Here is a 24856-nt window from a genome sequence, read left to right as displayed (position 1 = left end):
GTAGTTCGGTCAAATCGGGACGCGCATCATGGCACAATGCGCATCCCATGGAAACCAGACCTCCCGGCACCGCCACGCGCCTGAAGCATCTCGACACCCGCGCCGGCAGTGCCCGCCTGCCCGAACCGACGGCCGACGCCCAGGCCGCCAGCCTGCAACTGTACCGGCGCATCGGCGAGGAAATCGCCCAGGCCGGCGGCTGGCTGCCGTTCTCGCGCTACATGGAATTGGCCCTGTATATGCCGGAGTTGGGCTATTACAGTGGCGGCGCGCAGAAATTCGGCGAGGCCGGCGACTTCATCACCGCACCGGAAATCTCGCCGCTCTTCGCCCGCAGCCTGGCCACGCCGGCGGCCCAGGTCATGGCGCAAAGCGCGCCGCAGATACTCGAAGCCGGCGCCGGCAGCGGCCTGCTGGCCGCCGAACTGCTGCTCGAACTGGAACGCCGCGGCAACCTGCCGGCGCGCTATCTGATCCTCGAACTTTCAGGCGAGTTGCGCGCCCGCCAGCGCGAGACCCTGAGCCGGCGGACGGCCCACCTGCTCGACCGGGTGAGCTGGCTGGATACCTTGCCGGCGCATTTTGCCGGGCTGGTGCTGGGCAACGAGCTGCTCGATGCCATGCCGGTGGCCCTGCTCGTCTGGCCCGAGCCCGGCGTGCTGCTGGAGCGCGGCGTGAGCCTGGACGAGGCCGGACAGTTCTGCTGGTCCGACCGGCCGGCCGGACCGGCGCTGCAAACGGCAGCCGCGCAGATCGGCCTCCAGGGGCCTTATCCCTACCTCTCGGAAATCTCTCTCGCCGCCCCGGCCTGGGTGGCCGAGTGGGGACAGCGCCTGGAACGGGGGGCGCTGCTGCTGATCGACTACGGCCACTCGCGCAGCGAATACTATCTGCCGCAACGCAGCCAGGGCACCCTGATGTGCCACTACCGCCATCACGCCCACGAAAATCCGCTGTGGTGGCCGGGCCTCAACGACATCACCGCGCATGTCGATTTCAGCGCCATTGCCGATGCCGGCTTTGCTGCCGGGCTGGATGTGCTGGGTTATCTCCCGCAAGGACGCTTTCTGCTCAACTGCGGCATCACCGAGTTGCTGGCGCAGATTCCCGATACTCGCAGCCGCGCCTATCTTGCCGCCGCGCGCAGCGTCGAAAAACTGATCCTGCCGCATGAAATGGGCGAGCGCTTCAAGGTCATTGCTTTCGGCCGCGACCTGAGCGAACCGGTCAGCGGCTTTCAGTCCGGCAGCCGCCTGCACACGCTGTAGGCTTTCTGCGGGATTTCGACTTTATCCCCCGGCAGCCAACCGCAACAGACCGCTGCGCAAAGTAGCCGTCAGCGGCACGGGTTTGCCCGTCGCGTTGGCAATGAAGACGCGTACGACGCTGCCGGCTGCCAGCGGCCTGCAACGATCATCCTCGCCCGGCGGAAACAGCGCGATCCCGAAACGCACCGAATATTCACCCAGTTCGTCGACGCGCAGACCGGCTTCCATCCGCTCCGTGAACTCGAATGCGCGCTGGAAACGGCAGCAGGCCTCGAAGCTTTGCGAGCGCACGCTGTTTGTACCCACTTCATCCACCGCACCCACCGCATCCACCGCACAATTCGCCGCCAGATAGTCGTCGATGATGCGTTCGAAGCAGGCGATGCAGGCAGCCATGTCCGCCCGGGCCGGCTCCACGGCAAATGCGGCGGCTACAGTAGCTGCCGGGGCAAACTCGAAGAACCTCGAATAACTGCCGCGCCGCTCGCGCTGCGCGAGCGGCTGCTGGCGTCCGCTCATCTCAACGCTGGGTATACCTGCTTGGCAGGACTTCCTGCAGTCCCAGTTGAAGCTGCGGATGGCACTGCGGCAGCGCCTGATGCGGAGCGGCCAACCATGCCGTCCGTGATTGTGATTGCGGCTGCTGGCGCGGCATCTGCATTTCCTCGCAGGAAGCACCGGAATCCGCGTGAAGGTGGCTGCCCGATTCCATGTCCATGATGATGACCATTTCAGCCTCCCGTCGGTGGTTGGAGCGCGTGGTGCACTTGGCCCACGCAAGCAGATTAACGGATAAATCCGGAAAAAGTTGAATCCGGAAAAGATTTTTTGCCGGTCTGGTCTTGGCCTGCGATCCCTGTTTCAGCCAGGGCCGTCCCCCTCGCGCGCAGCATGCCAGGGCGCGACCTTGAACAACAGCAGCATGCCCGGCACGGCCAACGCCGCGCACAGCATGAAAAACGCGAACCAACCCAATTGCTCGACCAGCCAGCCGGCGCTGGCGTTGATGAAGCTGCGCGGCACGGACGCCAGACTGGTAAACAGCGCGAACTGGGTCGCGGTATACAGCGGATTGGTAGCGCGCGCGATGAAGGCGACGAAAGCCGCCGTGCCGAGACCGACACCGAGCGCCTCGAAACCGATCACCACGGCCAGCATCCACAGTTCGCCGGAACCGATCGCCGCTTGCGCGCCGCGCGCCGCCAGCCAGGCGAAACCGAAGATGGACAGAAGCTGAACCACGCCGAACAACCAGAGCGCCCGGTTGATGCCCAGGCGTATCATCCACAAACCACCGAGCAGGCCGCCGATCACCGCCGGCCACAACCCGGCATGCTTGGCCACCAGACCGATATGCGTCTTGGTATAGCCCATGCTCAGATAGAAAGGCGTGGCCAGCGCCGTGCTCAGGCTGTCGCCCAGCTTGTAGAGAAAAATGAAGGCCAGGATGGCCAGCGCCTCGCGTAGTCCGGCGCGGCCGATGAATTCCTTGAAGGGTTCGACCACCGCCGCCCGCAGACTCGGCGGCGCGGCGGCGGAACAGACCGGCTCGCGCACCAGCAGGCTCATCAGCACGCCGGGCAGCATGAACATGGCCGTGACCAGAAACACCTGCGACCAAGGCAGATGATCCGCCAGGATCAACGCCAGCGAACCGGGAACCAGCCCGGCGATGCGGTAGGCATTGACATGCACCGAGTTGCCCAGCCCAAGCTCGGCATCGCTGAGAATCTCCCGGCGAAAGGCGTCGATAGCGATGTCTTGAGTGGCCGAAAGCACGGTCAGCAACAGCGCCAGGGCGACGATCTGAAACAATTGAACATGCGGCTGCAACAAGCCGAAACCCGTGATGCTGGCCAGCAGGCCCAACTGGGTCAGCAGCATCCAGCCGCGCCGCCGGCCCAGGCCGAGTACGGCATAGCGATCCATCAACGGCGCCCAGATGAATTTCCAGGTGTAGGGCAACTGGATCAGCGTCATCACGCCGATCTCCTTGAGGCTGATGCCTTCGGAAAACAGCCAGGCGGGAATCAGGTTGAGCAGCAGATACAGCGGCAAGCCGGAGGAAAATCCGGTGACCACGCAAATCAGCATGCGCCGCGTGAACAGCGCGGCAAGCCAGTCGGGCAATCTCATTCCCGGGCGAGGCGGTAGACGGCAAGACTGCCGAGGAAGTCGTGTTCTTCCGTGACGAGTTGCCCTTGTTCATCCAGCACCTGGCGATCGCGCACGACCAGATTCATCTGGCGGCAGAGATCCTCGAAATCGAGCATGGTGAAGAAACGCATGTTGGGCGTGTCGTACCATTCATAGGGCAGATCCTCGGATACCGGCATGCGCCCGCCCATGACGGCCAGGCGATTCTTCCAGTAGCCGAAATTCGGGAACGACACCACCGCCTCGCGCCCGACGCGCAGCATGTCGAGCAGGATGCCCTGAGTATGCCGCACCGTCTGCAGGGTGCGCGACAGCACGACATGGTCGAAGGAAGCATCGACGAATATCGCCAGCCCCGTATCCAGATCGCTCTGGATCACATTCACGCCGTTCTCGATCGCTTTCAGGACATTCGCGTCCTCGATCTCGACGCCATAGCCGCGCGCCCCGCGTTCATCGATCAGCATGCGCAGCAGCGAACCATCACCGCAGCCAAGATCGAGCACGCTTTCGCCGGGCTGCACCCAGCCGGCAATGACTTCAAAATCGGCGCGTCCCAGGGGCTTGGGCCTGGATTCGCGGCTGGCTTTGGGCGCGGGTCTGGATTTGGACATGCTCATAGCTTGATCCGCTGCAGATAAGTCCTCAGCACGGCGTGGTAATGCGGATCTTCCATCAGGAAGGAATCATGGCCCCAGCGCAAGTCCAGCTCGGCATAGGAAACATCGCGCCGGTTGGCCAGCAGTCCGGCAACGATCTCCTTCGACCGCGCCGGACTGAAGCGCCAATCGGTGAGGAAGGAAATCACCAGGAAGGCGGCCCGCGTGCGCGCCAGCGTGACATGCAGATCGCCATTGCACTCCCGCGCCGGGTCGAAATAATCGAGCGCCCTGGTCATCAGGAGATAGGTGTTGGCGTCGAAATAGCCGGCAAACTTGTCGCCCTGGTAACGCAGATAGGACTCGATCTCGAACTCGATGCCGTAACCGTAACGAAAACTGTCGTGGCGCATCACGCGGCCGAATTTCTCGCCCATCTGGTCGTCGGAAAGATAGGTGATATGGCCGATCATGCGCGCCAGCCGCAGGCCGCGCACCGGCCGGACGTCATGCTCGTAATAGTGGCCGCCATGAAAATCCGGATCGGTGAGGATGGCCTGGCGAGCGACATCATTGAAGGCGATGTTCTGCGCCGACAGCTTGGGTGCCGCCGCGATCACCACGGAATGACGCACCCGCTCGGGACAGGTGATCGCCCAGCGCAGCGCCTGCATGCCGCCCAGACTGCCGCCGACCACCGCCGCCCAACTGTCGATGCCGAGCCGATCCGCCAGCCGCGCCTGGGCATGCACCCAGTCGTTCACCGCCACCAGCGGAAAATCCGCGCCCCAGGGCTTGCCGGTGGCTGGATTGATGGAAGAAGGCCCGGTCGAGCCGTGGCAGCCGCCGAGATTATTTACGCCGACGATGAAGAACCTGTCGGTATCCAGCGGCTTGCCGGGGCCGATGATGTTGTCCCACCAGCCGATGTCGTCCGGCTGTTCGAGGTAATAGCCGGCCAGATGATGATGACCGGACAAGGCGTGGCAAACGAGAATGGCATTGGATTTGGCCGCATTCAGCGTGCCATAGGTTTCATAAACCAGATCGTAGGCCGGCAGCACCGCGCCGCAGCGCAGGACGAGAGGCTCGTCGAAATGGGCGTGCTGCGCTTCGACGAAGCCGACACTGTGAGTCCGTGAATTCAAGCTGTCACCAGAAAAAGAAAAACCCGATCGGCCATTGCACATTGCGCACATTGCGGATCGGGTTCATTGCTCTGCTTTCCCTTTTCGCTTTAGCCGTATTTGTCAGGCGCCCGCAAGCTGAAGTGACCGCAGCAATCGGTCGAAATCAAATCGGCGCGGGGTGGGAAACTACTCTGCTGCTGCCGGAAAGTCAAACGTGACAAACGTAACGATGGCGCCGATCACCCGTCTCAAGCATTGATTTTCGCCAACTGCTCACGGATGCGCGCGCTGTCGTCGAGGCGCAACAGGCGCGTCACGGCAACCTGCAGGGCGGCGGCATCGCTTTTCAGGACTTGCTGCCTGACCTCCAGCAATTGCGCGGGGTGCAGGGAAAATTTGCGCAAGCCCATACCCAGCAGCAAACGGGTCATGTTCACATCGCCGGCCATTTCGCCGCAGACCGCCACCGGCAGACCGGCGCGGTTGCCGCGCTCGATGGTCTGCGCCACCAGACGCAGCACGGCCGGATGCAGCGGATCGTAAAGATGCGCGACCGCCTCGTCGCTGCGGTCGATCGCCAGGGTGTACTGGATCAGGTCGTTGGTGCCGATCGAGAGAAAGTCCAGGCGCTTGAGAAAGGGGCCCAGCGCCATGGCCGCGGCGGGAATCTCGATCATGCCGCCGACCTTGATGGTGTCATCGAACTTGATGCGCGCATCGCGCAATTGCTGCTTGGCCAGGGCGATCATCTCCAGCGTCTGCTCGATTTCGTGCGCATGCGCCAGCATCGGGATCAGGATATACGCCTTGCCGTACTGCGAAGCGCGCAGGATGGCGCGCAAATGCGTCAGAAAAATCTGCGGCTCGGCCAGGCAATAACGGATCGCCCGGCGCCCCAGCGCTGGGTTGGGTTCCGTGCGCCCGCCACTGGTCTGGCTGAACGTTCGCAGGGCGCGGCTCTGCTTGTCGGCGCCGACGTCCAGGGTACGGATGGTGACCGGCTTGTCGGCCAGCGTCTTGACGACACGGCGATAGGCTTCGAATTGTTCGTCCTCGCTGGGCAGGTCGTCGCGATTCATGAAGAGGAATTCGGTGCGGAACAAACCGACGCCAGCCGCGCCGACCTCCTTGACCTGATCGATGTCCTGCGGCAGCTCGATGTTGGCATAGAGCTGCACGTCCTCGCCATCGAGCGTCTGCGTGCGCGCCGTGCGCAGACGCTTGAGCTTGTTGCGCTCGATCTGCAGCTCACCCTGGCGCAGACGATATTCCTCGAGCACGCGCTCGTCGGGATTGACGATCAGCACCCCGCGCGTGCCATCGACGATCAGCAGATCATCGTCACGAATCAGCGAGCGGGCATGATGCAGACCCACCACCGCCGGAATCGCCAGACTGCGCGCGACGATGGCCGTGTGCGAGGTGGCGCCGCCCAGATCGGTGACGAAGCCGCCGATGCTCAGGCGCTTGAACTGGATGGTATCCGCCGGGGAAAGATCATGGGCGACGACGATGGCCGGCACGTCCTCGCGCCCCTTGCGCTTGCCGATCTTGCGCGCCCGGCCCATCAGCACCTTGAGGATGCGCTCGACCACCTGCACGATGTCCTGCTTGCGCTCGCGCAGATAGGCATCTTCCATTTCATCGAACTGCGCCACGAGGTATTCCATCTGCTGCACCAGCGCCCATTCGGCATTGCAGCGCCGCTCCTTGATCAGCACGCGCGAGGCGGCGGCAAGCAGGGGGTCATCCAGAAACATCAGTTGCAGATCGACGAAAGCGGAAAGCTCGACGGCGGCACCCACGGAGGCCTCCGCTTCGAGCTTGAGCTGGCCGAGCTCGGCACGCACGGTCTCCAGCGCTTCATCGAAGCGCGACAGTTCGGCAGCGACTTCGCGTTCGCGCAGTTGATACTGATCGACCTCCAGCGTGGCATGGGAGATCAGTTGGGCATGGCCGATGGCGATGCCCGAGGAAACGGCCAGACCATGCAGCGCGAAGGTCAACGCGTCCACTCCCTGTCCCGATTGCGCGCGGCCGGCATTCATTCGCCCTCGCCGAACTTGTCGGCAATCAGCGCCTGCAGGGCCTGCAGCGCCTCGTCCGCACGCTCGCCCTCGGTTTCGACGAATACCTTGGAATTCTTGCCGGCCGCCAGCATCATCACCCCCATGATGCTTTTGGCATTGATGCGGCGGCCGTTGCGCTCCATCCAGACTTCGCAGGGAAAGCTGCCGGCAAGCATGGTCAGCTTGGCCGAGGCACGCGCATGGAGACCCAGTTTATTGACGATTTCGACTTCGGCTTTCGGCATGATGTCTCGGTTGATCAGTTGTCCAGCATGTTGAAAACACCGTCACGGCCACCGCCAACGGCCTTGCCCCGCAGGATCTCCAACCCCTGCCCACGATAGGTCAGGGCACGCAGCAACATCGGCAGATTGACGCCGGTCACGCCTTCGATGCGTCCGGGATCGAGCAACTGCGCGGCCACATTGGCAGGTGTCGCGCCATAGATGTCGGTCAGGATCAGCGCGCCCTCCCCCTTGTCGACCAAGCCGAGCATTTCACGCGCCAGCGGCACGGCCTCGGCCGGATCGTCCTGTGCCGCCAACCCCAACTGGACGATCTGCGGCGGCCGCCGGCCAAGCACATGGCAGGCGCACTGGATCAGCGACTCGCCGAGGCTGCCGTGGGTAATCAAAAACAATCCGATCATTGCCGTGCCATCCGTCATCCGCCGTTCATCACGTTCGACGTCATTCTAGCGGCAAGGCGCTCACCACCAGCTTCACGTCGCTCTTTTCCATTTTCAGCCGCGCCTGCAATGCCGGCGTGACGTACACCGTGCCGGCCGCATCGACGCGCAAGGCCTGGTCGATGCCCAGCTTGCGCGCTTCCTCCAGCCAGCGCGCGCCGGCAATGAACAGCGGTTTCGACAAGGCATCGGAGCGCATGCCGATATTGCCTTCGCCTTCGGTCCTGCCCTCATCCCCGGCGCCCGGCGTCAGCAGGATGGTCACCGCCTGCGTATCCCGGCTCGGCGCGCCCGTGCGCGGATCGAGCAGGTGGCAATAGCGCTGGCCATCGAGTTCGAAATAGCGCTGGTAATCGCCTGAAGTACCGATCGCCTCGCCGTCGCGCAAATCCAGCGAGGCCAGCGGCTCCGGCGCGCGCGGATGCTGGATGCCGACACGCCAGGGCTTGCCGCCCTTGCTGCCCAGCGCCATGACGTTGCCGCCGATGTTGATCAGCGCATCATGCACGCCGCGCGCCTTGAGCAGTGCTGCCGCATGGTCGAGCGCCACGCCTTTCAGGTAGCCGCCAAAGTCCAGCGCCACCATGCGATTGCGGCTGCCGACGCGGCGTCCATTCAGGCGCAAATCGCCGATCGACGGCCGCGCAGCCTGCCATTCCGCCAGCCTTGCCGGATCCGGCAATTGCGCCTTGAATTCATCATTCTGGAACCCCCACAGCGCGATCAGCCGACCGATGCCCGGATCGAACAGGCCATCCCCCCGTTCGGCCACTGCCTGCGAATCGCGGATCAAACCGGCCAGCTCCTTGCTGACTTCCAGCGACTTGCCGACGGCGATGGCTTCATTCAGCGCAGTCAGTTGCGAAGGCTGCCAGGCATGAAAACTCCGATGCAGGCGATCGAACTCCCGCAGCACTTCGGCAGCCGCCGCATTGCCGCGCTCGGGAGTCTGGCCATATACCAGCACCTCGACCCGCGTGCCGAAAACAAAGGATTCCTGCCGCACCAGCGGCTCGTCCTGGCGGCCGCAGCCGGCCAGCAGCAGCACGAAACAGACGGCACAAAACAGCGCGCGCAAACCGTCTCTCATCCGGCCTCCTCACTCCTCACCTTGCGCTCCAGCGCATCGATGAACAGCGCGGCCACATCGCAGCCGGTCTGCTCGGTAATTTCGACGAAGCAGGTCGGGCTGGTGACGTTGATTTCGGTCAGGCAATCGCCGATCACGTCCAGACCAACCAGCAACAGGCCGCGCGCGGCGAGTATGGGGCCCAGCGCTGCGGCAATCTCGCGGTCGCGCGCGCTCAAGGGTTGCGCCACGCCGCTGCCGCCGGCGGCCAGATTGCCGCGGCTCTCGCCGGCCTTGGGAATCCGCGCCAGGCAATACGGCACCGGCTGACCGTCGATCAGCAGGATGCGTTTGTCGCCGCGGCTGATCTCGGGCAGGTAGCGCTGCGCCATGACGGTGCGGCTGCCCAGGTTGGTCAGCGTCTCGACGATCACATTGCGGTTCGGATCATCCCGGCGCACACGGAAGATCGAACTACCGCCCATGCCATCGAGCGGCTTGAGAATGACGTCGCCCAGCTCGCCGATGAAAGCGTCGAGCTCGCCTGCCGCGCGCGTCACCAGGGTGGGCGCGGTGAATTCCGGAAACTCGGTGATGGCGAGCTTCTCGTTGTGGTCGCGGATGGCGCCCGGCGCGTTGTAGATGCGCGCGCCGGCGGTTGCGGCGCGCTCCAGCAACCAGGTGGCGGTGATGTACTCGAAGTCGAAAGGCGGATCCTGGCGCATCAGCACGGCATCGAAATCCGTCAGCAGCCGCCGGCCGGCGGCCCGTTCCCGGTACCAGATGCCGTCTGCCGCCGGCAGCTCCAGCGCCGTGGCCACGGCAGTCACCTCGCCCGCCCGCCAGCACAGGCTGTCGCGCAGAATCGCATGCACCTCGTGGCCGCGCCGCGCCGCCTCGCGCATCATGGCGATGCTGCTGTCCTTGTGCGGTTTCAGGCGATCCAGCGGATCAACGATAAAGGCCAGGTGCATTGCTTCCTCCTGCGTTCCTACTCCCTGCATCTTCGCATTTTCGCGCGGCTATGCCGCCACTGCATCCGATGCCGTCTGCTCCAGCTCCACGGCCGCGGCCAGCATCGCCAGCCGCGCCACCACGCCGTAGGCATAGAAACGGTTGGTCGGCGCATCGGGCGCCTGGGCCATGTCCGGCAAGCTGCAGCCGGTACTGAAGGCCAGCGGCTTGAAGCTCATACCCGGCGCATTGAGGTTCTCGTCGCGGCCTCGCGCAGTATTCACGCGATAGAAGCCGCCGACCACATAGCGGTCGATCATGTAGATCACCGGCTCGGCCACGCCGTCATCCACCGTCTCGAAGGTCGGCACGCCTTCCTGAATGATGACCTCGGTCACTTGCAAGCCTTCCTTGCCGACGGCCATCTTGTTGCGCTGCTTGCGATTGAGCGCCTTCACTTCACTGGCATCGCGCACGGTCATGATGCCCATGCCGTAGGTGCCCGCATCCGCCTTGACGATGACGAAGGGCTGTTCGGTAACGCCGTACTCACGATACTTGGCGCGGATCTTCGCCAGCAGCGCATCGACGTTGGCGGCCAGGCATTCCTCGCCGGTACGTTCGTGAAAACTGATCTTGCCGCAGACTTCGAAATCAGGATTGATCAGCCACGGATCGATGCCGATGGCCGCGCCGAACTCCCTGGCCACCTGCTTGTAGGCCGCGAAGTGATGCGACTTGCGCCGCGCGTGCCAACCGGCATGCAGCGGCGGAATGACGGACTGCTCATGCAGGCCCTGGAGCATATCCGGCACCCCGGCGGACAAATCATTGTTGAGCAGCACGGCACAGGGATCGAAGCCTTCCAGACCCAGGCGGCGGCCATCGGGCCCCAGCCGCTTGAGCGGCTCCAGCATCAGGTGCTGGCCGTCCGCCAGATCGATGCGCGTCGGCACCGTAATCTCCGGCAGCAGCGTGCCGATGCGCACGTTGAGTCCGGCGTGATGCAGGATGTTCGCCAGCCGGGCCACATTCTGCAGATAAAACTGGTTGCGGGTGTGGCTTTCGGGAATCAGCAGCAGATCCTGCGCCTCGGGACAGATCCGCTCGACGGCCGACATCGCCGCCTGCACGCAGAGCGGCAGGAAGGCCGGATTGAGGTTGTTGAAGCCGCCGGGAAACAGGTTCGTATCCACCGGCGCCAGCTTGAAGCCGGCATTGCGCAGGTCGACCGAGGTATAGAAAGGCGGGACGTACTCCTGCCACTGCGCGCGCAGCCAGTGCTCGATGCGCGTCTCGCGATCGAGAAAACAGCGCTCGAGTTCGAGCAATGGACCGGTCAGGGCGGTCGTCAAATGAGGAACCATGGCGTTCATCCGGTTCGCGGAAGAAATTCAGCGGGGCTGCAGGGTAGCACGCGCAGGCGCTTGGCTGGCGCCCGTTCTGCAGCATTCTGCCGAGTCGTGATCTCGGGAAGCGGCAATCTTACTACAGCCGGCAACCCGCGCAGGCGCGCGGCCAGTCTGCCTATCCGCCGTCTGGCAAGGTGTTTATACTAGGCGACCGATTGCAATCCTGCCGACATTGATCGATGAGCGACACCGAATCAGCAGAACCGCGGGCCGTCATGAATGCCACCGAAATGGCCTATGGCCGTTTCGTGCCGCACCAGCTTCTGCGCCTGCTCAAGCGCCCGAGCATCATCGACGTGCAGCTCGGCGACCACGTCGAGCAGGAAATGTCGCTGCTGTTCTCCGACATCCGCGATTTCACCACGCTCTCGGAATCCATCCTGCCGGCGGAAAACTTCCGCTTCATCAATTCCTATCTCTCCACCATGGAGCCGGTCGTCGGACGCCACAACGGCATCATCGACAAGTACATCGGCGATGGCATCATGGCGCTGTTTCCCGGCTCGGCAGATGATGCGGTGCGCTCGGGCATCGACATGCTGAACCAACTGACCACTTACAACATCGGGCGCTCGCGCGCCGGCTTCGTGCCCATCCGCATCGGCATCGGCATCAACACCGGGCTGGTGATGATGGGCACCGTCGGCGGTCACAACCGCATGGACAGCACGGTGATCGGCGATGCGGTCAACCTCGCTTCGCGCCTCGAAGGGCTGACCAAGAACTACGGCACGCCGCTGGTCATCAGCGCCAATACCCTGCATGCGCTCGAAGACCAGGAGGTCTACAACATCCGCTTCATCGATCGCCTGCGCATCAAGGGCCGCTACCAGTCCCAGGCGGTATATGAAGTCTTCGACGCCGATCCCGAACCGCTGCGCCTGGCCAAGCAGGCCACCCTGCACGACTTTGAAGAAGCGCTGGCCTGCTACCATCTGGGCCGCGCGGACCTGGCCCAGCCGCTGCTGCAGGAATGCCTGCGCATCACCCCGGACGACCGCGCAGTGCGCGTCTATCTGGAGCGCTGCAAGGATTTCCTGCGTCTTGGCCCCGGCGAGCACGAGCTGCCCATGGAAAAAGAGGTCGACTGGCGCCGGGAATACTCGATCGGCATTCGCGAAATCGACACCTTGCACCAGGAGCAGCTCAGTTGCATCGCCCGCCTCGAACGCCAGGTGGAAGCCGGCGACAGCGCCGCTGCCAGCGCCTCGCTGGACAGCTTCGCGGAGCACAACGCCCTGCTCAACAGCTCGGTGGAAAACCTGATGCAGCGCTACAACTACCCGTTCATCACGGACCACCTGAAGCAGCATGCCGCCTTCGACCGCGCCTTTGCCGAACTGCGTCGGGAAATCGAGGCCGGCGCGCGCAATCCCCTCTATCTGCTGTTCCGCATCCGCCTGCTGCTGGCCGACTGGCAGATCAACCACACCACCAAGAGCGACCTGCACCTGGGCCATTTCCTGCAACGCGCGGGCGTCAGTTGAGCGATTCCAATTCCGAATGGCCGCACATCTGTTCGACCGGCGCGGGGCTCAGAAATCGCAGGCAGCCGGAAACAGAGGAACATGAGGACTTCCACCATGCCCGGGACTTTGTTGATCGTTTCAGCCCCTTCCGGCGCCGGCAAGACCACGCTGGTGCGCGAACTGCTCAAGCGCGACGGACGCGTGCAACTGTCGGTTTCCTGCACCACGCGCCAACCGCGCAGCGGCGAAGTCCAGGGCCGCGATTACAATTTCGTCGGTGTCGATGAATTCCTCGCCATGCGCAGCCGGGGCGAATTTCTCGAATCGGCGGAAGTGCACGGCAACTTTTACGGCACCTCGCTGCGCTGGCTGGAACGACAGCTTGCCGCCGGACGCGACGTGCTCCTCGAAATCGACTGGCAGGGCGCGCAGCAGGTCAGGCGCGCCTTCGGCCAAGCCGTAGGCATATTCATCCTGCCACCCTCGATGGCGATTCTCGAACAGCGCCTGCGCGGTCGCGGCACCGACGACGAAGCCACGATCGCCCGCCGCATTCACGCCGCACTGGCGGAAATGCGCCATGTCGCCGAGTTTGATTACGTTATAATCAACGACGATCTGCAGACCGCCATCACCGATCTGCAAGCGGTGGTACACGCCGCGCGCCTGCGCCTGGCACCCCAGCGTGCTCGCCATCCCGAGCTGTTTTCCCCACTTCTCCAGGATTGAATCATGGCCCGCATTACCGTCGATGACTGTCTCAAGAACATTCCCAACCGCTTCCAACTGACGCTCGCCGCCACCTACCGCGCGCGCCAGATCACCCTGGGCGGCACCCCGCTGATCGAAACCCAGAACGACAAGCCGACCGTCATCGCCCTGCGCGAAATCGCCGGCGGCAAGGTTGGCCTGGAAATGCTCAACCGTGGGCAGGCATGATGGCCTGAGCTTGCCCCCGCATCGCAATGCCGCCCGCGCCCATCACTCCGCCCTCCACCCAGGATGGTGAAACCACGCGCGTTGCGGCTGTTGCGGCCACCCCCGAGCTGACCGCCGCGTTGAACGACCTGCGCGGCAAACTCGCCGTTTATCTCGAACCCGCAGAAGTCGACCGCATCGAAGCCGCCTACCACTTCGGCGCGGCCGCGCACGACGGCCAGTTCCGCAGCAGCGGCGAGCCCTACATCAGCCATCCGCTCGCAGTCGCCAGCACCCTGTCCGACTGGCGCCTCGATGCCCAGGCGCTGATGGCCGCCCTGCTCCATGACGTCATGGAAGACACGGCCATCAGCAAGCAGGAAATCGCCGAACGCTTCGGCAAGCCCACCGCCGAACTCGTCGATGCCGTCTCCAAGATCGGTCGCCTCGAAGGCCAGTCCTACGAAGAAGCGCAGGCGGAAAACTTCCGCAAGATGCTGCTGGCCATGGCACGCGACGTACGCGTCATCCTCATCAAGCTGGCCGACCGCCTGCACAACATCCAGACCCTCGGCACCTTCAGGCCGGACAAACGCCGCCGCGTCGCGCGCGAAACCCTCGACATCTACGCCCCGATCGCCAATCGCCTCGGCCTCAACACCCTGAGCCGCGATCTGCAGGAACTCTCCTTCCAGAACGCCCAGCCCATGCGCTATCGCGTGCTGGAAAAGGCCCTCAGGAACGCGCGCGGCAACCGCCGCGAAGGCGTCAGCCGCATCACCGAAACCCTGCGCCGCCAACTGCCGCTGATGGGTATCGAAGCGGAAGTCATGGGGCGCGAGAAACACATCTACAGCATCTATCGCAAGATGCGCGAGAAGCACCTGACCTTCTCCCAGGTCTTCGACATCTACGGCTTCCGCATCCTCGTCAAGGACCAGCCGAGCTGCTACCTGGCGCTGGGCGCGCTGCACAGCATCTACAAGCCGGTCCCCGGCAAGTTCAAGGACTACATCGCCATCCCCAAGGCCAACGGCTACCAGTCGCTGCACACCACGCTGATCGGCCCCTACGGCACGCCGGTGGAAATCCAGATCCGCACCCACGAAATGCACCACATCGCCGAATCCGGCGTGGCCTCGCACTGGCTTTACAAGGACGAGCAGACGCTCGGCGAATTCCAGCAGAAAACCCACAAGTGGCTGCAATCGCTGCTCGAACTGCAATCGACCTCGGGGACGTCCTCCGAATTCCTCGAACACGTCAAGGTCGACCTGTTCCCCGGCGAAGTCTTCGTCTTCACGCCCCAGGGCAAGATCATCGGCCTGCCGCGCGGCGCGACCGCCGTCGACTTCGCCTATGCCGTACACACCGACATCGGCAACCGCTGCGTGGCCTGCCGCATCAACGGCGAGCCCAAGCCGCTGCGTACCGAACTGCGCAACGGCGACCAGGTGGAAATCATCTGCGCGGCCCACGCCAACCCGAATCCGGGCTGGCTGAGCTACGTCAAGAGCAGCCGCGCCCGCTCGCAGATCCGCCACTTCCTCAAGTCGCGCCAAAGCGATGAATCGGCGGATCTCGGCGCCCACCTGCTCGCCCAGTCCCTGCAAGGCTTCGGCCTGGGTCTGGAAGCCATCGACGAAGCCACCTGGGAACGCTTCATGCGCGGCAGCGGTACGCAGAGCAAAAAAGACGTGCTGACCGACATCGGCCTGGGCAAGCGCCTGCCGGCCATCGTTGCCCGCCGCCTGGCCTCCGAACATGAATCCGCCGCCGGCATGGACGAGCTGCCCGCCGAAAAACGCAAACCCCTCGGTCCCATCATCATCCACGGCGGCGAAGGCGTCGTCGTTCAGCTCGCCAAGTGCTGCCGGCCGCTGCCCGGCGATCCCATCATCGGCATCGTCCGCAAGGGCCAGGGCCTGACCGTGCATACCAGCGACTGCCGCAGCATCGGCCACGCCCGCCATGAAAGCGACAATTGGATCGAAGTCGAATGGGATCCGGCCAGCAGCGGCAGCTACGAAACCAGCGTCCGCATCGTCGCGGAAAACCGCCGCGGCGCCCTGGCCCGCATGACCGCCGCCATCGCCGCCGCCGATTCGGACATCCTGAACCTGCAAATCGACGCCGATCCGGACGTCTGCACCACCCTGCAATTCACCTTGCTGGTCAACAGCCGCGTCCACCTCGCCCGCATCATGCGCAGCCTGCGCCATCTTCCCGAAGTCGTCCGCATCTCCAGGACGCGCGACTGAATGCAGCACGAGCCCGAAGCCAATCTTCAAACATCTACCCGCACTTTTCAGGAGTCACGCATGAGCAAGAAAATCGTCCTGCGCTACGAATCCGAGCACACCGGATTCATGCGCGAATGGCTGGCCAAACACCCCGAGCAGCGCGAAGAAAAACTTGCCGGCCGCAAGCTGTGGTGGGATCGCGGTTCCAGAAATCTCGACGACCTGCGCCGCAGCCAGGAATCGAAAGTGCCGCAGAAGGCGTATGTGTATTACGACTGGAATGCCTCCTGAGCAGCCGCCCGGCGCCGGCCGTCGGGATCATGAAGTGCGCGTCACCGGTCAGTGCGGGTAACGCAAGCCCTCTTCCTCAACCGCGCCGCGTCACACCGCGTTACGGCAACACGCGGTCGATGACGATCTGCAGTTGCGCTGCGTCCGGCGCACCCGGCGTCATGCTGCCGCTCTCGCCGCGCAGATCCCCCGGCCGGGGCGTGGCATCGCCGGATTTCGAGATGCGGGCTTCGACCCTGACCTGGGATACGGAAGAAAGCTTCCGTTGCGCATCGAGCGCCAGACTGTCGTCGAGCGTGAACGACAGGGGCAGATCGGCCGCGCGGGCGCGCAGGACGGCCAGTGGCATGCGCGGACCGGCCGCGGCGTGAGCGGAAATGTAGAGCACGTCATCCGGCTGCACCTGGCCGCGCAATGCCGGCGCCAGACTCACCTGGCCCTTGATGACGGCAGCGGCGTCTTTTTTCGCTGCCGTTGCCGTTGCCGTCCCCGCCGTCGCCACCGTCGTCGTATTCAGGCTTTTCGGACTGGCAACAGCAGACCCGGCAGCCACCTTGGCGCGCACTTCCTCGAGGGCGGTGGCCAGCGAACGGCCTTCTTCCGAATCGGCGGGCAGGAGCTGCTGCAAGCGCCCCCAGTAATCCAGGGTGGCCGGATAATCATCGCGCGTGTAGGCCGCGCTGCCGGCCAGGGCGAGGGACATCATGTGATCGGGCTCCAGTTTGAGCGCCTGTTCAACCAGTTCACGCGGACGGCCTTCAAGGCTACCCCCTGCCTGCACGGCCAGCAAATCGGCGTAATCGGCAAGCACGTCGGCATTGTTGCCCGCGCCCAGCGCCAGGACGCGCTCGTATGCCTTGGTCGCCTGTTCGTATTTGTGCAGCGCCTTGGAAGAACGCGCCAGCATCAGCCAGCCTCTGGGATCGTCGGGCTGCGCTTCCATGCGCGCTGCCAACTGGGTGACCAGTTCCTCGACCTGCGCAGTGGAGATTTGCTCGTGGCCGCCGGAATTTGCCTGCGGCTGCAGCGAAGCCGGACTGCCCAGCCAGAGGTACAGCAGGACGGCACTGAGCGGCAGCAGCAGGATGATCGCCAGACGACCGCCCCAGGCTGCGTGCATTGCGCCGGCCGGCGCTTCGTCCGCCGCCACGTCCTGCAGCAGGCGGCGTTGCAATTCGTCGCGCACCTGAAGGTAATCCGCCTCGGCCAGTTCACCGCTGGCGCGATCGCGTTCGACTTCTTCCAGTTGATCGCGATAGACCGCCGCATTCAGGGCGCGTCTTGTGGCTACGGCCGCGACCCGCGCCTGACGCTCGTTTCTGACCAGCGGATACAGCAGCCAAAGCAGGATGGCCAGCGTCAGCAGCGTCGCGGCGCCGACAAAAGGGAAATAGTTCATCGCAACTCGTTTTCGTCAATGGAGGAATCCAGCAGCGCTTCGGCGGCGCGGCGCTGCTCGTCGCTCAGCATCGTTTCGCCGGCAACGGCGTTGCTGGCGACGCGGCGGCGCAAATGCAGCATCAGCCCAGCCACCCCGCCGATCAGCAGGACGAATGGACCGAACCACAACAGCCAGGTGCTGGCCCGCATGGGTGGACGGTAGCGGACGAAATCGCCATAACGATCGACCATGAAGGTCATGATTTCATCATCGCTCCTGCCGTCCTTGATCATGCCGCGGATCTCGCGGCGCAGATCCTGCGCCAGTTCGGCGTGCGAGCCGGCCAGCGACTCGTTCTGGCAGACCAGGCAGCGCAGCTCCTCGGAAATGGAGACCAGGCGCTTTTCGACCACGGGATCCTCGGCCAGCGGCGCGGCCTCGTTGGCCTGGGCCAGCGGCAACTGCAGCAGGGAAGTCAGCAACAGACAGGACAGCAGCAGGCGGCGCAGGCTCATGATTTCAGCGCCTCCAGCTCCTTCACCAGCGGCAGGATCTTCCGCTCCAGCGCCTCCGGCGTCAGCGGGCCGATCTGCTTGTAGCGGATCACGCCGGCCTTGTCGATGACATAGGTTTCCGGCACGCCATACACGCCGTAGTCGATGCCGACCCGGCCATCGATGTCGAGAGCCGTCAGTCGATAGGGATCGCCGCGCTGATCCAGCCAGGCCTGGGCGCGGCTGCGCACCAATTGCTTTTCCTCATCGACGCCGAGTCTGCCGGCATCGAGCTCGCCATCGCCGCGCACTTCCTTGTAGTTGAGACCGACCACCGGCACCAGACCCTGCCTGGCAAAGCTCACCAGCAGCGGGTGTTCGGCGCGGCAGGAGACGCACCAGGATGCCCAGACGTTGAGCAGCCAGACCTGGCCGCGCATGTCGGCCGGAGAAAAAGTCCGGCTCGCGTCGTCGAGGCGCGCCAGCTGGAAAGCGGGCGCCGGCTTGCCGACCAGGGGCGACGGCACTTCGCGCGGATTGAGGTTCAACCCGACGGCAAGCAAACCCAGCAGCAGGACGAACAGGACGACCGGAATCAGAAAACGCTTCATGTCTTGGCTCCTCCTGCCAGCGGGGCGATGCCATCGAGCGCCGGACGCGCGCTCCTGGCCTTGATGCGATAACGCCGGTCGCTGATCGCCAGCAATCCCCCCAGCGACATCAACAGGCAGCCGCCCCAGATCCACACCACGAAAGGCTTGTAATGCACGCGCACGCTCCAGGCGTGCTCGCCGTCGGCCAGCGGCTCGCCCAGCGAGACATACACGTCGCGCCACAGGTTGGTATGGATGGCGGCTTCGGTCATCGGCATGCCCGAGGACAGATAGGCGCGTTTTTCCGGATGCAGCATGGCCAGCGGCTTGCCGTCGCGCAGCAGCTCGAAGTCACCCATCGCCGCCGTGTAGTTGGGGCCGGTCACGTCGCGCACGCCCTGCATGCGCACCGTGTAGTCGCCGATCACCACGCTATCGCCCGGCATCATGCGCACGTCCTTCTCGGTTTCATAGCCTTGCACCAGGGTCACGCCGACGATGAAGACGGCCACGCCCAGGTGGGCCAGATGCATGCCCCACCAGGCGCGCGTGGGACGGCTGATGCGCAGGCGCTGTCGGATTTCCTGCGCCGCCGCAACGACGATCCAGACCGCCAGAAACAGGGACAGGGCGATCAACGGCGACCAGCGTCCCAGCAGCAGCGGCAGGATGACGCCCACCAGCACGGCCAGCAGCGCAGGCCATTTGAAACGGCGCGCGAGTTCCGTGAACTGCGCTTCCTTCCAGCGCGCCACCGGACCGATGGCGATGAGGAACAACAGCGGCACCATCAAGGGCACGAAAACCGTCTCGAAGTACGGCGGCCCGACCGAAAGCTTGCCCAGGCCCAGGGCATCGATCAACAGCGGATAGAGCGTACCCAGCAGCACCGCCCCGCAGGCGACCACCAGCAGCACGTTATTCACCAGCAGCAGGGTTTCCCGCGAGAGCAGACTGAAACGCCCACCCAGACCGACCTTGGGCGCGCGCCAGGCGAACAGCAGCAGCGAGCTGCCGATCACCACGGCGAGGAAGATGAGGATGAAAATACCGCGCCGCGGATCGGTGGCAAAAGCATGCACCGAAGTCAGCACGCCGGAGCGCACCAGGAAAGTGCCCAGCAGCGACAGCGAGAACGCGCTGATGGCCAGCAGCACCGTCCAGTTCTTGAAGGCGCCGCGCTTCTCGGTCACCGCCAGCGAATGGATCAAGGCGGTTCCCACCAGCCAGGGCATGAAGGACGCATTTTCCACCGGATCCCAGAACCACCAGCCGCCCCAGCCCAGTTCGTAATAGGCCCACCAGCTGCCCAGGGCGATGCCCAGGGTCAGAAACACCCAGGCGGTCACCGTCCATGGCCGCGACCAGCGCGCCCAGGCCGCATCCAGTTGGCCGGAGAGCAGCGCTGCAACGGCAAAGGCGAAGGCGACCGAGAAGCCCACGTATCCCATGTAGAGCAACGGCGGATGAAAGATCAGGCCGGGATCCTGCAGCAGCGGATTGAGATCGTTGCCATCGTCGGGAATGCTCATCGGCCCCAGGCGCTCGAAAGGCGTCGAAGTCAGCAGGATGAACAGCAGCATGCCGCAGGAAACCAACCCGAGCACGCCCAGCACGCGGGCCACCATGACTTCCGGCAGGCTGTTGGAGAGCAGCGAGACGGCCAGGGTCCAGGTCGCCAGCAGGACGATCCACAACAGCAGCGAGCCTTCATGGCCGCCCCAGACCGCCGCCATGCGGTACATCGTCGGCAGTTTGGAATTGGAATGCTGGGCGACGTAAGCCACCGAAAAATCGTTGGCGACGAAAGCCCAGGTCAGACAGGCGAAGGACAGCAGCAGCAGCAGCCACTGCGCCTGCGCCGCCGGCCGGGCGAAGGCGATCCAGGCGGGGCGGTTCTGCTGCGCGCCGATCAGCGGCAGCAGCCCTTGCAGCAAAGCCACGGGCAAGGCCAGCATCAAGGCAAAGTGACCGAGTTCGGGAATCATGAGAATGGCCTTTCCGTACTTCCTGAGTTTTTCTGCCGGACTTACTGTTGCAGGCTGGCGCCGACCTTGGCCGCTTCGGCCTGATCCAGCGCATGCTGGGCATCCGGCGGCATGTAGTTTTCGTCATGCTTGGCGAGCACCTCGCTGGCCTCGAAATGGCCATCGGCATTCAGCCGCCCCTGGGTGACCACGCCTTTTCCTTCCTTGAACAGGTCGGGGAGGATGCCGGTGTAGGCGACGGGAATGTCGTGGGCGCCATCGGTGACGACGAAGCGGATGGTCATTTCATTGCGCACCACCGAACCTTCCTTGACCAGGCCGCCGATGCGGAACAGGCGCTCCTTGGGCGCCTCGCCATCGGCCACCTGGGTCGGCGTATAGAACAGCGCGATGTTGCTGTTGAGCGCGTTGAGGACGAAATAGGCGGCGACGACCAGCACGGCCAGGCCGCCGAGTATCAGGGCGATGCGTTTTTGGCGGGGTTTCATTTTGATTGAGCGAAATGTAAGGGGGTAAGCGATGCCTCAAGGCGCGTGGCGACTGGCGGCTTTTTCGCGGCGGATGGCGCGCACGGCCTGGCTTTGACGTTGTTTGACGAGCAAAGGTTCCACCAGCAGCGCCAGAGCGGTGACGCCGAAGCTGCCCCAGACGTAGAAGGCATAGCCCCCCATGCTGAAAAATTCGGCCAGACTATTCCACTGCATGTTTCACCCATTCGGTATGGCGTTCGCGTTCGAGGATGATCGCGCGCAGGCGCAGCAGCACCACGGCGATCACGTACATCCAGCAGGCGATGGACATCAGCAGCATGCCATTCAGCATGGTCTGGGCCATGCTCGGCGCCTTGGTCAGCGACACCGAGGCACCCTGGTGCAGGGTATTCCACCACGTCACCGAAAAATAGATGATCGGCACATTCACCACGCCGACCAGCGCCAGCACCGCCCCGGCGCGATCGGCGCGGCGCGGATCGTCGATCGCCGCCTGCAGGGCGATGAAGCCGAGATAGAGGAACAGCAGGATCAATTCGGAGGTCAGACGCGCATCCCAGACCCACCAGGCGCCCCACATCGGCTTGCCCCACAGCGCACCGGTCCATAGCGAGAGGAAAGCCATCAGCGCGCCGGTCGGCGCCAGGGCGCTGGCCATCATCGACGACAGCCGCGTGTTGAGCGCCAGGCCGAGGCCGGCCCAGGCCGCCATGATCAGATAGATGAACATCGACAGCCAGGAGGTCGGCACGTGGATGAAAATGATGCGGTAAGCCTCACTCTGGGTCGCATCCGTCGGCGCGACGAAGAAGCCGACCCACAGCCCGGCGATGCCGAAGATCACCGCCAGCGCCGCGAACCAGGGAATCATGCGCCCGGCCAGCGGATAGAAGCTTTGCGGTGAAGCGTATTTGAACCAGTGGATGAGTCGATCGTTCATGTCTTCATTCCAGGGCGATGCGCAGTGCGGCCGTCGTGACCCACGGCGCAAAAAATCCGCAGAGCACGAGCAGGGCCACCAGCAATGACAGATGCCCGTGCGCGCCGAGTCCGGACATCTCCGCTTCGACGGCACCGGCGCCGAAGATCAACGCGGGAATATACAACGGCAGGGTCAGCAGCGACAGCAATACGCCGCCGCCCCGCACTCCCAGCGTCAGCGCCGCGCCGATGGCGCCGATCAGGCTCAGGAGCGGCGTGCCGATCAGCAAGGACAGCATCAGGATCAGCAGCGCCTCGGCCGACAGATCGTACTGCACGCCCAGCAGGGGCGCGATCAATACCAGTGGCAAGCCGGACACCAGCCAGTGGGCGAAAATCTTGCCCGCCACCAGCACACCCAAGGGCGCGGGCGACAGCAGCATCTGCTCCAGCGTGCCGTCGGCGTGATCCGGCGCAAACATGCGGGCCAGCGACAGCATCGCCGCCAGCAGGGCCGCCACCCACAGCACGCCCGGCGCGATCACCCGCAGCAGGCCGAGTTCGGGGCCGATGCCCAACGGAAACAGGCTGACGACGATGACGAAGAAGAACAGCGAAGTCAGCACCTCGCTCTTGCGCCGCATGGCCAGCAGCAGATCGCGGCGCACCACGCCGGCCAGGATGGCCAGAGCGCCGGGTTCGCGCGACGGCAACGACGCGGGCGCATTCGCAGTATTCGCACTCATCAGGACAACCTCAAGGTCTGCACCGTGCTGCCGGGAATTGCGACTTCCTGGTGGCTGGTCAGCACGGCACAGCCGCCGCCGGCCAGGTGGGCGCCGATGATGCCGGCCAGCCAGCTCACCGCGGCCACGTCCAGGGCGACGAAAGGCTCATCCAGAATCCACAGAGGTGCCCGGCTGCAGAGCAGGCGCGCCAGCGCCGCGCGGCGCTTCTGTCCCTGCGACAGCACGCGCACCGGCAGATCCTCGCGACCGCGCAAACCGGCCCGCTGCAACAGCCCGAAGGCCGTTTCCTCGTCCAGCGTCAATCCACCCAGGGTGGCGGCGATGCGCAGATTTTCCAGCGGCGTCAATTCTTCCTTGAGGGCATTGTGATGGCCGAAATACAGCACGGCCTGGCGATATTCATCACCCAGCTCGCCGATCGGCCTGCCCTGCCAGCGAATCTCGCCTTCCTCCGCCGGCGACAGGCCGCACAGGGTACGCAGCAGGCTGGTCTTGCCGGCGCCGTTCTCGCCCGCGACATGCAGGCAGCCGCCCGCCTCCAGCGAGAACTCGAGTCCGGAAAACAGGCGGCGATCACCGCGTACACAGGCAAGACGGGCAACGGTCAGCATGCGGATAGGGCATCACCTGAAGGGCGCCTGAAAGACGCCTGAAGCGCGCCCAAGGAGACATCCAGGGCAAAAGCCGGATTATGCCCGAACCACCCCGTCCTGTCGGCAATTTCGGCCTGTCGCCCGCCGCCGGAAACTTGCCTGCCGCCCGATTCGCGCAGCAAATTCCGGCCATGGACAGCATCTTCCTTTACAATCGCGGGATCGGCCGCGATGGCAATCAGTGCGCAAGTATTAGCGTATACTAATGATCCATCCCGGTACCTTGTATTTTGTGCATCTCGCATCCCACACCTCGCATCTCTGTCTCCCGGAGAACTGGAATGAATCTCGAACAAGCCCGCTTCAACATGATCGAGCAGCAACTGCGCCCCTGGGATGTGCTCGATCAGAAGGTGCTGGACCTGCTCTACGTCGTCAAACGCGAAGAATTCGTGCCGCCGGCCTATCGTCTGCTTGCCTTCAGCGACACCGAAGTCCCGCTCGGCCACGGCGCCGCGATGCTGCCGCCGAAAATCGAAGCCCGGGCGCTGCAGGCGCTCAAGATCGGCAAGTCCGAACGCGTCCTCGAAATCGGCACCGGCTCGGGCTACATGGCGGCACTGCTGGCAGCGCACGCGGCCCAGGTCGTCAGCGTCGAAATCGTTCCCGAACTGGCCGAGCTGGCCGAGGCCAACCTCAAGCGCTGCGGCGTCAACAATGTCATCGTGGCAACCGGCGACGGCTCGCAAGGCTGGCCGGCGCAAGCGCCTTACGATGTCATCCTGGTTTCGGGCGCCCTGCCCGAAGTGCCGCAGCCGCTGCTCGACCAGCTCAAGACCGGCGGTCGCCTGCTCGCCTTCGTCGGCGAGGCGCCGCTGATGGAAACGCAGCTCATCACCCGTATCGACCAGCACAACTTCAAGAGCGAAATCCTCTTTGAAACGCTGGTGCCCCCACTGACCTGCGCACAGGCGGCGCAGCGCTTCAGCTTCTGAATGCCGCTGCGGCGATGATGCAACAGATCAGCGCACCACAGCTCGCGGCCTGGCTCGACGATCCCCAGCGTCCGCAGCCGCTGCTGCTCGACGTGCGCGAACCCGGGGAATTCGCCACGGGCCACATCGCCGGCTCGACCACCATGCCGATGCACAGCGTGCCGGCACGCTACATGGACATGGCACGGGACGCCGCGACCGTGGTGATCTGCCATCACGGCCAGCGCAGCCTGCAGGTCGCGCTGTTCCTCGAACGCCAGGGCTTCAGCAAGGTGCTCAACCTCGCCGGCGGGATTGCGGCCTGGAACCAGCAGGCCGCCCAGGCCATGTCCGCAGATTGAATTTGCCATCGAACCATCAAACCATGCGCGCAACAAGGGATGT

General features: G+C 64.3%; 28 protein-coding genes. 8 read left to right on the top strand and 20 right to left on the bottom strand.

Features of this window, described 5'->3' with window-relative positions; translation table 11 throughout:
• Nucleotides 1-47 precede the first annotated feature (47 nt).
• Complete coding sequence (locus SDENCHOL_RS04235) at nucleotides 48-1268, top strand: class I SAM-dependent methyltransferase (RefSeq protein ID WP_083522888.1); 1221 nt, start codon at nucleotides 48-50, stop codon at nucleotides 1266-1268.
• 21 nt (nucleotides 1269-1289) lie between these two features.
• Here the strand turns inward: SDENCHOL_RS04235 and SDENCHOL_RS04230 are convergent, their stop codons facing one another.
• The 11 genes from SDENCHOL_RS04230 to gshA form a co-directional block, all read right to left on the bottom strand.
• Nucleotides 1290-1787 (bottom strand): acyl-CoA thioesterase, encoded by a 498-nt coding sequence (locus SDENCHOL_RS04230; protein ID WP_067170832.1) that lies wholly within the window; start codon nucleotides 1785-1787, stop codon nucleotides 1290-1292.
• A gap of 1 nt (nucleotide 1788) precedes the next feature.
• Nucleotides 1789-1998, bottom strand: coding sequence for a hypothetical protein (locus SDENCHOL_RS04225; protein WP_067170835.1), 210 nt, complete (start codon nucleotides 1996-1998; stop codon nucleotides 1789-1791).
• Between the two features lie 131 nt (nucleotides 1999-2129).
• On the bottom strand, nucleotides 2130-3362 hold the full coding sequence (locus SDENCHOL_RS04220) for an AmpG family muropeptide MFS transporter (RefSeq protein WP_231913007.1): 1233 nt from the start codon (nucleotides 3360-3362) through the stop codon (nucleotides 2130-2132).
• A gap of 38 nt (nucleotides 3363-3400) precedes the next feature.
• A complete protein-coding gene (gene metW, locus SDENCHOL_RS04215) occupies nucleotides 3401-4039 on the bottom strand; it encodes a methionine biosynthesis protein MetW (RefSeq protein WP_067171126.1) in 639 nt (212 codons plus the stop codon).
• A gap of 2 nt (nucleotides 4040-4041) precedes the next feature.
• Nucleotides 4042-5172, bottom strand: a complete 1131-nt coding sequence (gene metX / locus SDENCHOL_RS04210) for a homoserine O-succinyltransferase MetX (RefSeq protein WP_231912906.1) — start codon at nucleotides 5170-5172, stop codon at nucleotides 4042-4044.
• 230 nt (nucleotides 5173-5402) lie between these two features.
• A complete protein-coding gene (gene ptsP / locus SDENCHOL_RS04205) occupies nucleotides 5403-7160 on the bottom strand; it encodes a phosphoenolpyruvate--protein phosphotransferase (RefSeq protein WP_067171129.1) in 1758 nt (585 codons plus the stop codon).
• Between the two features lie 38 nt (nucleotides 7161-7198).
• On the bottom strand, nucleotides 7199-7468 hold the full coding sequence (locus tag SDENCHOL_RS04200) for an HPr family phosphocarrier protein (RefSeq protein WP_067170841.1): 270 nt from the start codon (nucleotides 7466-7468) through the stop codon (nucleotides 7199-7201).
• A gap of 14 nt (nucleotides 7469-7482) precedes the next feature.
• The gene (locus tag SDENCHOL_RS04195) at nucleotides 7483-7872 is read right to left on the bottom strand and encodes a PTS sugar transporter subunit IIA (RefSeq protein ID WP_067171132.1); all 390 of its coding nucleotides are present in this window, start codon (nucleotides 7870-7872) and stop codon (nucleotides 7483-7485) included.
• A 40-nt stretch (nucleotides 7873-7912) separates the two neighbouring features.
• A complete protein-coding gene (locus SDENCHOL_RS04190; RefSeq protein WP_067170844.1) occupies nucleotides 7913-9001 on the bottom strand; it encodes an FAD:protein FMN transferase in 1089 nt (362 codons plus the stop codon).
• On the bottom strand, nucleotides 8998-9954 hold the full coding sequence (gshB, locus tag SDENCHOL_RS04185) for a glutathione synthase (RefSeq protein ID WP_067170847.1): 957 nt from the start codon (nucleotides 9952-9954) through the stop codon (nucleotides 8998-9000). The genes SDENCHOL_RS04190 and gshB overlap by 4 nt, the downstream gene beginning before the upstream one ends.
• A 48-nt stretch (nucleotides 9955-10002) precedes the next feature.
• Nucleotides 10003-11301, bottom strand: coding sequence for a glutamate--cysteine ligase (gene gshA, locus SDENCHOL_RS04180; protein ID WP_067171135.1), 1299 nt, complete (start codon nucleotides 11299-11301; stop codon nucleotides 10003-10005).
• 260 nt (nucleotides 11302-11561) lie between these two features.
• On the opposite strand from gshA, the gene SDENCHOL_RS04175 reads away from it, so the two are divergent.
• The 5 genes from SDENCHOL_RS04175 (at nucleotide 11562) to SDENCHOL_RS04155 (ending at nucleotide 16267) form a co-directional block, all read left to right on the top strand.
• Entirely contained in the window at nucleotides 11562-12833 is a 1272-nt protein-coding gene (locus tag SDENCHOL_RS04175) for an adenylate/guanylate cyclase domain-containing protein (RefSeq protein ID WP_197706841.1), read from the top strand.
• Between the two features lie 96 nt (nucleotides 12834-12929).
• Entirely contained in the window at nucleotides 12930-13544 is a 615-nt protein-coding gene (gmk, locus tag SDENCHOL_RS04170; RefSeq protein WP_067170853.1) for a guanylate kinase, read from the top strand.
• A gap of 3 nt (nucleotides 13545-13547) precedes the next feature.
• Nucleotides 13548-13754, top strand: a complete 207-nt coding sequence (rpoZ, locus tag SDENCHOL_RS04165) for a DNA-directed RNA polymerase subunit omega (protein WP_067170855.1) — start codon at nucleotides 13548-13550, stop codon at nucleotides 13752-13754.
• Nucleotides 13755-13780: 26 nt separating this feature from the next.
• Nucleotides 13781-15994, top strand: coding sequence for a RelA/SpoT family protein (locus SDENCHOL_RS04160; protein WP_083522889.1), 2214 nt, complete (start codon nucleotides 13781-13783; stop codon nucleotides 15992-15994).
• Nucleotides 15995-16054: 60 nt separating this feature from the next.
• A complete protein-coding gene (locus SDENCHOL_RS04155; RefSeq protein ID WP_067170858.1) occupies nucleotides 16055-16267 on the top strand; it encodes a DUF3460 family protein in 213 nt (70 codons plus the stop codon).
• A 100-nt stretch (nucleotides 16268-16367) separates the two neighbouring features.
• Here SDENCHOL_RS04155 and ccmI read toward each other — a convergent pair whose 3' ends face one another.
• The 9 genes from ccmI to ccmA are packed head-to-tail and all read right to left on the bottom strand — an operon-like array spanning nucleotide 16368 to nucleotide 23495.
• Complete coding sequence (gene ccmI / locus SDENCHOL_RS04150; RefSeq protein ID WP_067170861.1) at nucleotides 16368-17666, bottom strand: c-type cytochrome biogenesis protein CcmI; 1299 nt, start codon at nucleotides 17664-17666, stop codon at nucleotides 16368-16370.
• The gene (locus SDENCHOL_RS04145; RefSeq protein ID WP_067170863.1) at nucleotides 17663-18163 is read right to left on the bottom strand and encodes a cytochrome c-type biogenesis protein; all 501 of its coding nucleotides are present in this window, start codon (nucleotides 18161-18163) and stop codon (nucleotides 17663-17665) included. The genes ccmI and SDENCHOL_RS04145 overlap by 4 nt, the downstream gene beginning before the upstream one ends.
• Complete coding sequence (locus tag SDENCHOL_RS04140; RefSeq protein ID WP_067170866.1) at nucleotides 18160-18753, bottom strand: DsbE family thiol:disulfide interchange protein; 594 nt, start codon at nucleotides 18751-18753, stop codon at nucleotides 18160-18162. The genes SDENCHOL_RS04145 and SDENCHOL_RS04140 overlap by 4 nt, the downstream gene beginning before the upstream one ends.
• On the bottom strand, nucleotides 18750-20723 hold the full coding sequence (locus tag SDENCHOL_RS04135) for a heme lyase CcmF/NrfE family subunit (protein ID WP_067170869.1): 1974 nt from the start codon (nucleotides 20721-20723) through the stop codon (nucleotides 18750-18752). Before SDENCHOL_RS04135 ends, SDENCHOL_RS04140 begins: the two co-directional genes overlap by 4 nt.
• A gap of 41 nt (nucleotides 20724-20764) precedes the next feature.
• Nucleotides 20765-21211: a cytochrome c maturation protein CcmE gene (gene ccmE / locus SDENCHOL_RS04130; protein WP_067170872.1), complete on the bottom strand. Its 447-nt coding sequence runs from the start codon at nucleotides 21209-21211 to the stop codon at nucleotides 20765-20767.
• Between the two features lie 36 nt (nucleotides 21212-21247).
• The gene (gene ccmD, locus SDENCHOL_RS04125; RefSeq protein ID WP_067170875.1) at nucleotides 21248-21427 is read right to left on the bottom strand and encodes a heme exporter protein CcmD; all 180 of its coding nucleotides are present in this window, start codon (nucleotides 21425-21427) and stop codon (nucleotides 21248-21250) included.
• Nucleotides 21414-22154: a heme ABC transporter permease CcmC gene (gene ccmC, locus SDENCHOL_RS04120; RefSeq protein ID WP_067170878.1), complete on the bottom strand. Its 741-nt coding sequence runs from the start codon at nucleotides 22152-22154 to the stop codon at nucleotides 21414-21416. Before ccmC ends, ccmD begins: the two co-directional genes overlap by 14 nt.
• A 4-nt stretch (nucleotides 22155-22158) precedes the next feature.
• Complete coding sequence (ccmB, locus tag SDENCHOL_RS04115) at nucleotides 22159-22881, bottom strand: heme exporter protein CcmB (RefSeq protein WP_154716108.1); 723 nt, start codon at nucleotides 22879-22881, stop codon at nucleotides 22159-22161.
• A complete protein-coding gene (gene ccmA, locus SDENCHOL_RS04110; RefSeq protein ID WP_067170879.1) occupies nucleotides 22881-23495 on the bottom strand; it encodes a cytochrome c biogenesis heme-transporting ATPase CcmA in 615 nt (204 codons plus the stop codon). The genes ccmB and ccmA overlap by 1 nt, the downstream gene beginning before the upstream one ends.
• 323 nt (nucleotides 23496-23818) lie before the next feature.
• Between ccmA and pcm the strand changes: the two genes are divergently transcribed.
• Together pcm and SDENCHOL_RS04100 are read left to right on the top strand one after the other, a co-directional pair.
• A complete protein-coding gene (pcm, locus tag SDENCHOL_RS04105) occupies nucleotides 23819-24472 on the top strand; it encodes a protein-L-isoaspartate O-methyltransferase (RefSeq protein WP_067170882.1) in 654 nt (217 codons plus the stop codon).
• A 14-nt stretch (nucleotides 24473-24486) separates the two neighbouring features.
• Complete coding sequence (locus SDENCHOL_RS04100) at nucleotides 24487-24813, top strand: rhodanese-like domain-containing protein (protein WP_231912905.1); 327 nt, start codon at nucleotides 24487-24489, stop codon at nucleotides 24811-24813.
• Nucleotides 24814-24856 lie beyond the last annotated feature (43 nt).

The organism is Sterolibacterium denitrificans, from assembly GCF_900174485.1.
Classification (GTDB): domain Bacteria; phylum Pseudomonadota; class Gammaproteobacteria; order Burkholderiales; family Rhodocyclaceae; genus Sterolibacterium; species Sterolibacterium denitrificans.
The sequence above is the reverse complement of the archived record's forward strand: the minus strand, read 5'-3'. Positions and strand labels throughout refer to the sequence as shown.